A 10,646-nucleotide genomic window follows, 5' to 3' on the forward strand; every position below is an offset into this window, starting at 1 on the left:
TCAAGGGTTTCCTTTGTCTTTCTGATCTTGTTGAGGCGGATTACTCCGAGGGCGAGGTTCCGGAAGCTCGCGAGGGTGTGGTTGGTGTTTCCTGTGTAGGTGGGGTTGGCGTCCTCGTGCCAGGCCGTGTCGCGTGTGTAGTGGATTTCGTTTTCGACCGGGTTGATTTCTGGGGCGTAGGAGGGCAGCCAGGAGACGCTCAGCCAGTCCGCATGGCTGTCGATAATCTCGATCTTTCGGCCGGGTGCCTCCACGTATGGCCTGGATGGATGACAGCCCGGCGCGATCCAGCGCTGCGCTCAAGATCGGACGCGGATCTCCTGCGGCCGGTAGGCACGGACCTCCGCGTCTGATACGGAGTGTCACCGAGGCGGTCGCCGCGCCCACGGACAATCAGTTCGTTCGACTGTCTACGACGTCGTTGAGGGTGTCACGGACGACGGTGAGCAAGGCGACGAGCTGATCGTGTTGGGCGACGGTGAGCCGACTGATGGTGTGTTGCTCGAGCTCGTGCCACGCCGCGCGGGCGGCGGGGGCGAGGTCGCGACCGCGCGGAGCAAGACTGACGATCATAGTGCGCCTGTCGTCGGGTGAAGGGTCTCGGGTGACGAGGCCGGCGCGTTCCATGGCCTGGAGCGTCGCGGTGACCGTCGAGCGATCCCGGCCGAGGTAGTGCACCAGCTCGGTCTGGGGGACAGGTCCGCGCTCCTCGAGGTAGAGCAGCACGATCTCGTGGGGCGCGGTCACGCCGGCGCGTCGCAGCAGGTCCTCGCCCAGTCGGCCGTGGACCCGGAGTACCTGGAGGAACAGCGAGCCGAGCGGTGCGCCGTCAATGGTCGTGCCGACGTGCCTCCGCCTGAGTTCGCGGTTCCGCGCCGCCGCGTCCTGAGTGTGCGGCACCTCCGCCATGGCGTCAGCCTACCATCCTTTGTTGGCATGCCAGCAAACCTCCGCTAGATTGTTGGCATGCCAGCAATCAAGTCCGGCTCGCCGGAGGTGCCACCGCTGAATCGCGACCTTCTTCGGCTGGTGGCCGTGTTGCTGGTCGGCGCGGAAGCATCGCTGCTGGACACGACGATCGTCGCGATCGCCATCGAGGACCTCACACGTGCGTTCGACACGACGGTTGCGGTGGCGCAGTGGGCCACGAGCGGCTATCTGCTCGCGATGACATCGATGATCCCCTTGCTGGGCTGACTGGTCGATCGATGGGGTGGCAGACGTGTCTGGCTCGGCGCGATATGGGTGTTCCTGCTCGGTTCGGTGCTGTGCGCGCTGGCGTGGTCGATTGAGAGCCTGATCGTGTTCAGGGTGATCCAGGGCTTGGGTGGTGGTCTCGTCCTGCCGCTGGTGCAGGCGATCCTCGCGCGTGCGGCCGGACCAGGGCGAATCGGTCGTGTCATGGGACTGGTAGGCATCCCCGGCCAACTGACTCCGATTCTTGGGCCGATCCTGGGCGGCCTGATTCTAGGCATGGGTGGCTGGCGGTGGATTTTCCTCGTCAACGTGCCGATCTGCGTCGCGGCGCTGATCCTGGCCCATCGCCACCTCCGGGTGGCCGCGGACGACGGTCGCGCTCACCTGGACTGGGTCGGTGTTCTTCTGCTGACCCCCGCGACGGTGGCAATCCTTGCCGGGCTGTCGACGGTCTCCGGCGAGAGCGACGCGGCTGTTACGCCCGGCGTCCTGATCGCGGCGGGTTTGCTGCTGCTCAGCGGCTTCGTGCTCCATGCCCGCGGGCGCGGCCATCGGGCACTGATGGACATCGGCCTGCTGCGACGGAGGTCGTTCGCGGTCGCCACGACGGCGATGTTCCTGTTCGGGCTCTGCCTGTATGGGCCCATGCTGCTGCTGCCGTTGTTCTACCAGCGGGTCCACGGGTTCTCCGAGACCGAGGTCGGCCTCCTGCTGGCACCCCAGGGACTCGGCACGATGCTCGCACTCGCGGTCACCGGACGATGGGCGGACCGGACCGGCTCCAGGGGGATCACCGTACTCAGCACGCTCGTGACCTGCGCCGCTATCGCCCTGATCGCGTCGATGGGCTCACGCGCCGCCATCGCGGTACTGTCCATCGCGATCTTCCTTCTCGGTGCCGGGCTGGGCTCACTCGGCGTCGCCGTCGCGGCGGCGAGCTACCGTGACCTGGAACCCTCCGCAATCGCACGAGGAACCAGCCTGACCAACGTCGGGCAACGACTCGGCGCATCGTTCGGCACCGTCATTGTCGCGCTCATCCTCGACAGCCAGACCGCCGCGGCCGGGACGGAAGTCGACACCGCGTTCACCACCACGTTCTGGTGGACCCTCGGATTCGCCGCCGTGACGCTCGTCGCGGCCGCTCTCCTACCCGGCCGTCAGGTCAGGCACCCAGGCTCTGTAACAGACCCCAGGAGTGCGTCATGCGCGCCGTAATCGCCGACCGTCCAGGCGGCCCCGAAGTGCTGCGACCCATCGAGCTGCCCGACCCACGACCAGGCCCCGGGCACGTCCGGGTCGCGGTGGAATACGCCGCGATCACCTTCATCGACACCCAGCTGCGCGCTGGCACATCGCTCGGCCCGCGCGTCGCCTTTCCCGCCGTCCTCGGCAACGGAGTGGGAGGGACCATTGACGCCGTCGCCGAGGACGTCGACCCGGCCTGGCTCGGCGCACGGGTCGTCACCACCACCGGGGGCACCGGCGGATACGCCTCCGCCGCGCTGGCCCGAGCCGGCGACCTGCACCGCGTCCCCGCGTCGCTGACGTCCGCCGATGCCACCGCCGTGCTCGCCGACGGCCGCACCGCCGTCGGGCTGCACCGGGCCGCCCACCCCGGCACCGGCGAGGTCGTCGTGGTCACCGCGACCGCCGGCGGCGTCGGCGGCCTCCTCGTCCAGCTCGCCGTATCCAGCGGCGCGCGGGTCGTTGCCCTCGCCGGCAACGATACGAAGCTCGCCCACGCCCGCGCTCTCGGCGCCCACCAGATCCTGAACTACCGCGACGTCGCCTGGGAACGGAAACTCGGCGGGGTGGCGCCCGACGGTGTGGACGTGGTCTTCGACGGCATCGGCTCCACCATGACCGAGACGCTGTTCCCGCTCGTACGCCCGGGAGGCCGCTATCTGCCCCACGGCGCCGCCGACGGGCGCTGGGGCACGATCGACCAGGTCGACGCCGCGACACGACAGGTCACGATCGTGCCCCTCGGCGCGATCGGCGCGACCAGCGACGAGCTGTTCGCCCTCGTCGACGAGGCGCTTCGGCTCACCGTGATCGGGACCCTGCGACGTCAGGCCAACTCCGCGCTGCACCGCATCGTCATCACCCGGCTGCGCTGCGACCCCCGCACCCGTGCCTACCAGCAACGACGCCTCGCCGAAGGCAAAACTCCACGCGAGATCGTCCGCTGTCTCAATCGCTACATCGCCCGCGAGATCTACAACGCCATCCCGCGCACCAGCCCACCCGCTGCTGCGGCCACTTGACAACGCAGGGACGTCTGCGCCCTCCCGGCTCCATGAGGTGGCCGACGAGTGCCTCTGCGTCGGGCGGTTCCCAGCCAGGTCAACTCGTTCCCAAAGTCCTGGATGACCCCAAACCTGGCGATCATTATGGGGACGCGCGCCGAACCATCCTCAGCGGTGCCCTAGGCTGATGAGATCGGGGCTTGCTGGGTTGGCTAGAGGGGGTCGTATCCATGTCGCCAAGTGTCGGCGCAGGTCGTGCGCTGCATGGCTGCGCCGGTAGGCCATCCAGCCGGGTAGCGATGTCATGATGGCGCGCGGTATCGATCTCGATCTGTTGCTGCGGCTGCGGCTCGTGGTCGCGCGCTTCGGGGAGATGGACGGCGCGCGATGGTGGAACTCCAGAGGTCAGCTGGGCAAGCGGGGCGTGACGACGCTGCGGCGCGGGTTCCCTCGGACTCATCGGTTCGCACAGGCGCGTTCGGTGTTCACGCTGGCGGTGCACCGGTGCGATGAGATCTACAACCCGCCGGGCGGCGTCACCCTCTGGCGCCTTCCAGCGACGATCGAGGAGGAGTTCGACGCGCGATGGGAGCAGTGGCTCGACCACGCCGAGACCTGGTCCCCGTTCTTTGAACAGCTTGCGTCGCCCGGCGACAGAAGCCTGGCCGAGACCTTGGGTTCCCTGGGCCTGGTTGGTGCGAAGGACCTAGCGGCCACGGAGAAGCTGAGTCGTCCCGCGGAGGCCCGCGCGGTGAAGCTGCCAGCTACGTTCTCCGGCATTGACAACGACGTCCGACTGCTAGCGTTGGGCTTCGGGCATGGGGAGATCGGTAACTTGGTCGTCCCCTTCGCCTATGAACTGGCCACCACATGACGCTCCCGTCCCGGGCGCAGGTCGTCTCCTCGTTCACTGTCGTGAAGGGCGCGATGATCAATGAGACCTACGGTGTCTTTAAGGGCTGGGACTTCACCGTGTCGAAGCGGGAGAACCTCGACCGGCTGCGCAACCGGAACACGATCGGTGCCAGCAGTCTGACCTGGCTGCGCGACGTCGCCAAGGTGCTCAACCGGCGGTTCCAACCTGACGCCCAGGACAAGCCCCTGGTGATGTTAGCGCAGGCTGGTTGCCCGCTCGACGAGTGGAAGCCACTGCTGCTGTCGTGTTCATCCGCCGGACGGGTGCGCTGTTTCCTGCCTACCGGACCTTCTCGCTGCTGGAACAGCTCAAGGGCAGGCTGCATGTGCCGACGGTGCTGTTCTACCCAGGCCACCGGGAGGGGCCGGCGGGACTGCGCTTCATGGGCGAGCTCGACGCCGAGCACAACTACCGACCCAAGATCTTCTGAGATGGACTGCTCTCGATGACCACGCCCCAGACCATCAGAGGCCTCTTCGCCAGGGACATCGACCGGCGGATCGAGGAGGTCATCAAGGTCGACCAGGCCGCGGACGAGATCCTCCGCGAGGAGATCGACGAGTACGTCGTCACCGACGCGATCCGCCGCCACTACACCGATATCTTCGATGCGTACGAGCAGACGCCGAACAAGCCGCACGAGGGGATCGCGGTCTGGGTCTCCGGATTCTTCGGCTCCGGTAAGTCCAGCTTCGCGAAGATGCTCGGCCTGTCGATCGAGGATCGGAAGGTCGCTGGCGATCCTGCCGGCGAGCTGTTCGCGCGGAAGTTCGACAGTGACAACCGAATCCGCACGCTCCTGCGACTGATCAACGAACGGATCCCCACCCACGCGGTCATCTTCGATGTGTCCACGGACCGCGGTATCCGCAGCGGCAACCAGACTCTGACCGAGATCATGTACGGGCTCTTCCTGCAGAGCCTCGGCTACGCAAAGGACCTGGACCTTTCCGAGCTGGAGATCTCGCTCGAGGGCGAAGGCCGGCTCGACCGCTTCGACGAGACGTATCGCGAGATCTTTCGTGGCAAGGAGTGGAACAAGGAGAAGGGGAAGGTCGCCTTCGCCCTGAGCCAGGCGAGCAGGGTCATGCACGACCTGGAGCCCGAGACCTACCCCGAAGCGGACTCCTGGGTGCGTGCTGTGCGAGGCCGGACAGATGTCTCACCCCGCCGGCTCGCGGAGCGCGCGACCGAACTGATGAACCGGCGTAGGCCGGGACGCAGCCTGATGTTCGTCGTGGACGAGGTCGGCCAATTCGTCGCCCGCGACGTCCAGAAGATGTTGGACCTGCAGGCGATCGTGCAGAGCCTCGGGGTTCGCGGGCGTGGCCGCCACTGGCTGGTCATCACCTCGCAGGAGAAACTGACCGATCTGGTCAGCGGCCTGGACAGCAACCGGATCGAGCTGGCCCGCCTCATGGATCGCTTCCCACTGCAGGTGCACCTGGAGCCGTCCGACATCTCCGAGGTGACCAGCCGCCGGGTGCTCGCGAAGAACGCGACCGCCCAGGACAGCCTCGGCACGCTCTTCGACGAGCACCGGGGCCGCCTCGAATCGCTCACCCAGCTGCGCGCCGACATCACGTTGCCCGAGTTGACGCGGGACGCGTTCGTCAGCCTGTACCCGCTGCTGCCCTACCAGATCGACCTCATCATCCAGATCGTCTCCGGCCTGCGTACCCAGGGCGGGGCGAGCCGGCACGTCGGTGGCGCGAACCGGACCATCATCAAGCTCGCCCAGCAACTGTTGATCCACCCGGATGTCAGGCTGGCTGACAGGCCGGTAGGCGATCTGGTGCGCCTCGACCAGGTCTACGACCTGGTCGAGAACAACATCGGCTCGGAAATCAGGGCGAAGATCACCGCCATCGCCCACGAGTTGCGCCACCCCCAGGCGCAGGCCGTAGCCAAGATCATCTGCCTACTCCAATACGTGCGTACCGTTCACCGCACGCAGGAGAACATCGCCGCCGCGTTGCTGCCCGACGTCACGGCCGACTCTCCGCTCGCCTCGGTACGGGAGGCGCTCGTCGAGCTCGTCGAGACACACAAGGTCCGCCTCGGTGACGATGGTTACCGCATCCCGACGCCGGCAGAGGATGACTGGGAGCGGGTGCGCAACGGCATCAGTCCATCGCCAGCCGACACCCACCGCCTCTACGCCGATGTCCTGCGCGCCTTCTGGGAGCCGACGCCGACGTACCGCCTCCAGGATGCACGTGCTTTCAAGGCCGGCCTCGCCGTCTACGGCCGGGAGGTCCTAGACGGCAACTTGGTGTTCCACTTCCACCTAGCCCAGGAAGGCAGAGAGTTCGATGCGGAGGCGACCGAGCTACGGGCCCGCAGCCAGATAGAGAGACAGAAGGTCTTCTGGGTGGTCGCTCTCAGCGATGCCATCGACCGGGAAGCCGTTGAGCTCTTCCGCTCGCAGGAGATGCTCCGCGGCAAGGAACGCGAGGCGCGGGGTGAGGACACGGCAGCGTTGATGGCCGAGGAGCGGCAGCGTCAGCGACGCCACCAAGAGGAGCTGCGCCGCCGGTTGCGGACGGCCTGCCTCGCGGGGCCAGTCTACTTCCGCGGCAACGACCGGACTCCTGGCGACCGCGGCGATGTGCGCCGGGCAGCGGCGGAAATCCTTGAGAAGGCACTCCCCGACGTCTTCGAGCGGTTCAAGGACGCGCCGATCAAGGCCGCCGACGCACGCAAGGGCGTCGAGGCGCTCTTCACTGCGCACGATCTTCGCGGGCTGCCGGGGGTCTTCACCGCCCTCCGGCTGCTTCGCGACGAGCAGGGCAAACCGGTGTTCCAGGTTGACATGGACCCGTTGAAGACAGTCTTCGCCCAGATTGAGGCGCGGACCAGCTACGGGGAGGCCGCGACCGGGCGGTACCTGGCCGAGGAGTTCGCCAAGGAGCCGTTCGGCTGGGAGTTCGAGGTTGTCCGGCTACTCGTCCTGTCCCTGCTGCGAGCGGAGAAGATCGACGCGACGAGCCAGGGCAGGGTCATCGACTCCGCGGTCAGCATCGACGCCCGCGAGACGCTCGACAACAACAACCTCTTTCGTCAGGCGTCCTTCCGACCGCGCAAGGGAATTGATGAGGACGAGCTCGTCGATGCGGTGGGAAACTTCCAGGAGACCTTTGGTGAGGACATCACCGAGGTCAACGAGAGCCGGGTCGCCGAGCAACTGGGCGCCGCGGTCGGGAGGCACGATGATTCCGTCTCGGTAGCCCGCGACCTGCTGGTTCGCCACCAGCTGCCCGGCGAGACGATGCTCGAGGACGCGCTCGGACTGTTCAAAGCAATCATGAACGGCTCGACCGAGAACGCCATCACCACCTTCAACACCAGCTATCGCGCCATCAAGGAGGCAATAGTCCGCGCGGGCGAACTGCGCCAGGCCCTTACGGAGCCGCGGCTGGCCGACCTCGGGCGGGCCCGACGGGCCTTGGAGATCGCCTGGCCACTACTCAGGGACGAGGCCGGCGTTGATCCAGCACTGGAGTCGAGCGCTACCGAACTCGGCGACCTGTTCGCACGGGAGACCTTCTTCCGCGACCTGCCCGCAATTGCCCAGCACTCCCGCACGATCGAGCGTGAGTACGAGCGCCGCTTCGACGACGCACAGCAGGCGCGCGTCGACGCCTACGCGAAGGCGCTCGACCTGCTGACCGCGCAGCCGGGCTGGTTCGAGGTCGACGAAGACGTGCGGGCCGAGATCGCCGCACCGCTCATCGCCGGCGCGAAGCCGCTCCCGTCCGACGCGTCGATCTCTCTGCTCCGCTCGGAGCGGGACGCCTGCGAGACGCGGCTACAGACGGCGATCGAGCGACTGCAGCGGATCATCGAAGGCGACCGGCTAGCGGCCGTCCGTGTCGGGGCGTACTTCAGCGGTGGCATCGAGACCGAGGAGCAGCTCGATGCCGCTTTGTCGGGTCTTCGGGAGGAATGTGCTCGGCTGATCGGGGCCGGCAAGAAGGTCGTGGTCTCATGACCGGCCTGGTGAATCTTGAGGAGCTGGCCAGACGGGAGAACGAGCAGACCGAGTGGAAGGAAAACGTCGCCGACCCTGACAACGTGGTGGCCACCCTGTCCGCCTTCGCCAACGACCTGCAGAACCTCGGCGGCGGCTACGTCGTCTGCGGGGTGCGGGAAGAAAAGGACGAGCACGGCTTTCCGCGGCTGCGTCGGATCGGGCTGACAGCGAACAAATTCAAGGAGATCGAAGGCAGCGTTCTTGGCCTCTGCCGTACGAACGTCTCGCCGCCGATCACCCCCCTCGTAGAGGAGATCGAGACCGACGACCCACGCCTACGGATCCTGGTCTTCCTACAGCCGGCGACGGGCAGCGCGCACACCTTCCGCAAGCGCAACGACGGCGCGAAGCACTACGTCCGGGTGAGCCGGGAAACCCGTGAGGCCCGCAACGGGACACTCAAGGACCTTCTGGTCCGCAAAGGCGCTCTGGAGCCTTGGGACCGCCGGCCGTGCAACGGCGCGATCGAGACCGACCTCGACCTTCTCGCCCTGCGGGAGTTCCTGCAGCGGATGGGCCGATTCTCCGCCGAGCAGGGCGTAGCGCCCTATCTCTCCCCGGATTACCCCTTGAGCACGCTCGTCCCACCGCTGCTGGTGGCCGAGCCGCTGACCGGCGTCCTGCGGCCCCGGAACTTCGCCGTGCTGCTGTTCGGCCGCAATCCTCAGCGGTTCATCCCGGGTGCGGTTACGATGTTCTCGATCTATCCCGGGACTGACCGCTCCGACCGGCACGCGGAACGGCACGAACTGGATGGAAACCTGGTCGAGCAGGCGCTGAGGCTGACCGAATTGCTCGACGTTCAGTCGTACACCGCCTTTGACAAGACGGACCCGAAAGCGCCGAACACGATCAAGTACCCGCCGAGCGCGCTCTACGAGGCACTCGGGAACGCTCTGGCGCATCGGGACTACGAGCTGGTCGACCCGACCCGGCTGACGGTGTTCGTGGACCGGATCGAGGTCTCGTCTCCAGGCCCGCTGCCGACGGGCGTCGACCTTGAGGCACTGCGGGCGGGGAACGCCCCGCCAAAGTGACGAAACCAGGCCCTCGCCTGGTTCTTCGCCCGCCTACAGCTCGCACAGGGCGAGGGGCAGGGGATCCCGACGATCCTGCGGGCGATGCGGGAGGAGGGCAACCCGCCGCCAGTCTTCGATGCCGATCAGATCCGGGTGGTCGTCACGCTGCCGGCCCACCCGCGGCACGCGATCCTGCGCGACCTGCGAGCCGCCGAGCAGGCGCTGGTCCTCGGCGACCTGGAACGGGCACGGTCGCAGGTCGAGGGCGTGCTGGACCGGGACCCGCTGAACTTCCGTGCCGTCCAGCTTTTCGCCGAGGTCCACCAGGCCAGGCGGGACCCAGCCGCCGTCGCCGTCTGGGCCAGCCCGCGCCTGGACGAACTCGACGGGCTGCCATCGCAGGTGCTGCTGGCCCTCGGCGAGGCCGTCGGGTCGGAGCAGGCCACCGACGAGAGTCGACGCATTGCGATCCACCTGCTTGACCGCGCCGCCACCGGCCGGCTGCAGGAAGACACGGTGCGACGGATCGTTCTGGCGCTGCGGCGGGCAGCCGAGGACGAACGGGCCTTCTCCCTTCTTGACGGGCAGCTGCTGGCCCGCCCGGAGTGGGCGAGCAATCCGCTCATGCTCCAGTTGCGTGGTGACACGCTCAGCGGAATGGCCCGGCGATGCCGTGAGATGGCCAGAAACCCGGAAGCTGCACCGACGACCCGGGCCCGGGCATGGCAGGAGTTCCACTCCTACCTCGACCGCGCGGAACATGACCTGCGCGCCGCGCTCGTTCTCAGCGTCGACGCGCGCCTGCGCGAGCAGCTCACGGCCAGCGTCGCCGTCGTGGACCGGCTACGCCGGGAGGAGCGACCGCCCGAGGGCACGGAGCCGGGCGCTACCAGTGGGGACAAGGGGTAGTCGAGGGTGGACAAGCAGACACGGGGCGCCATCGAATCGGCGACGTGCCGGGCGCGCCGGCTTCTGGAAGAGGACTTCGCCTTTCAGCTCGATGGCCAGTTCGACATCCGCCGCGACGCCGTGGCCGAGGCACCCGGCGCGCACCTGAACCCGCGGCAGGTCTTCCAGCGGGAGCGGATCATGGCGGCGCTGGGCCACAAGCAGGCGGCCGGCATGTCGGCCGCCGACGCGGTCACGGATTATGTCCGTGACGCCGCCTTCACCACCCTCAACCGGTTCGTCGCGCTCAAGATGCTGGAGCGACGCGGCCTAGTACT

General features: G+C 67.4%; 9 protein-coding genes and 2 pseudogenes. 9 read left to right on the forward strand and 2 right to left on the reverse strand.

From position 1 onward, the window contains the following. Both AC08OQ_RS12725 and AC08OQ_RS12730 read right to left on the reverse strand, forming a co-directional pair. Window positions 1–254 (reverse strand): annotated as a pseudogene (locus tag AC08OQ_RS12725) (hypothetical protein); the annotation flags it as partial. Between the two features lie 139 nt (window positions 255–393). Then, on the reverse strand, window positions 394–909 hold the full coding sequence (locus tag AC08OQ_RS12730) for a MarR family winged helix-turn-helix transcriptional regulator (RefSeq protein WP_476602084.1): 516 nt from the start codon (window positions 907–909) through the stop codon (window positions 394–396). A gap of 57 nt (window positions 910–966) precedes the next feature. Here AC08OQ_RS12730 and AC08OQ_RS12735 point away from each other — a divergent pair, with 57 nt between their 5' ends. The 9 genes and pseudogenes from AC08OQ_RS12735 to AC08OQ_RS12775 form a co-directional block, all read left to right on the forward strand. Continuing rightward, window positions 967–1,197 (forward strand): hypothetical protein, encoded by a 231-nt coding sequence (locus AC08OQ_RS12735; RefSeq protein ID WP_476605317.1) that lies wholly within the window; start codon window positions 967–969, stop codon window positions 1,195–1,197. Next, window positions 1,198–2,415 carry a DHA2 family efflux MFS transporter permease subunit gene (locus AC08OQ_RS12740; protein ID WP_476602088.1) on the forward strand — a complete coding sequence of 406 codons (1,218 nt, stop codon included), beginning with the start codon at window positions 1,198–1,200 and terminating at the stop codon, window positions 2,413–2,415. After that, a complete protein-coding gene (locus AC08OQ_RS12745; RefSeq protein WP_476602086.1) occupies window positions 2,403–3,467 on the forward strand; it encodes a zinc-binding dehydrogenase in 1,065 nt (354 codons plus the stop codon). The genes AC08OQ_RS12740 and AC08OQ_RS12745 overlap by 13 nt, the downstream gene beginning before the upstream one ends. Window positions 3,468–3,756: 289 nt before the next feature. After that, window positions 3,757–4,323: a BrxE family protein gene (locus AC08OQ_RS12750; protein WP_476605316.1), complete on the forward strand. Its 567-nt coding sequence runs from the start codon at window positions 3,757–3,759 to the stop codon at window positions 4,321–4,323. A gap of 250 nt (window positions 4,324–4,573) precedes the next feature. Continuing rightward, window positions 4,574–4,795, forward strand: a complete 222-nt coding sequence (locus AC08OQ_RS12755; RefSeq protein ID WP_476612067.1) for a BREX protein BrxB domain-containing protein — start codon at window positions 4,574–4,576, stop codon at window positions 4,793–4,795. A gap of 15 nt (window positions 4,796–4,810) precedes the next feature. Beyond that, window positions 4,811–8,359, forward strand: a complete 3,549-nt coding sequence (gene brxC / locus AC08OQ_RS12760; protein ID WP_476601920.1) for a BREX system P-loop protein BrxC — start codon at window positions 4,811–4,813, stop codon at window positions 8,357–8,359. Next, on the forward strand, window positions 8,356–9,438 hold the full coding sequence (locus tag AC08OQ_RS12765) for an RNA-binding domain-containing protein (protein WP_476612068.1): 1,083 nt from the start codon (window positions 8,356–8,358) through the stop codon (window positions 9,436–9,438). Before brxC ends, AC08OQ_RS12765 begins: the two co-directional genes overlap by 4 nt. Window positions 9,439–9,450: 12 nt before the next feature. Beyond that, a pseudogene (locus tag AC08OQ_RS12770) lies at window positions 9,451–10,329 on the forward strand (ATP-binding protein); the annotation flags it as partial. A gap of 6 nt (window positions 10,330–10,335) precedes the next feature. Next, window positions 10,336–10,646 (forward strand): hypothetical protein (locus AC08OQ_RS12775; protein WP_476612069.1); only part of this gene is annotated, 311 nt, incomplete at its 3' end.

This window comes from Frankia sp. CcCS3 (assembly GCF_977927575.1).

Coding starts and splice junctions, on each gene's coding strand:
- AC08OQ_RS12745 (WP_476602086.1), top strand. CDS start 2,403: ATGCGCGCCGTAATCGCCGACCGTCCAGGCGGCCCCGAAGTGCTGCGA.
- AC08OQ_RS12765 (WP_476612068.1), top strand. CDS start 8,356: ATGACCGGCCTGGTGAATCTTGAGGAGCTGGCCAGACGGGAGAACGAG.
- AC08OQ_RS12750 (WP_476605316.1), top strand. CDS start 3,757: ATGGCGCGCGGTATCGATCTCGATCTGTTGCTGCGGCTGCGGCTCGTG.
- brxC (WP_476601920.1), top strand. CDS start 4,811: ATGACCACGCCCCAGACCATCAGAGGCCTCTTCGCCAGGGACATCGAC.
- AC08OQ_RS12735 (WP_476605317.1), top strand. CDS start 967: ATGCCAGCAATCAAGTCCGGCTCGCCGGAGGTGCCACCGCTGAATCGC.
- AC08OQ_RS12730 (WP_476602084.1), bottom strand. CDS start 909: ATGGCGGAGGTGCCGCACACTCAGGACGCGGCGGCGCGGAACCGCGAA.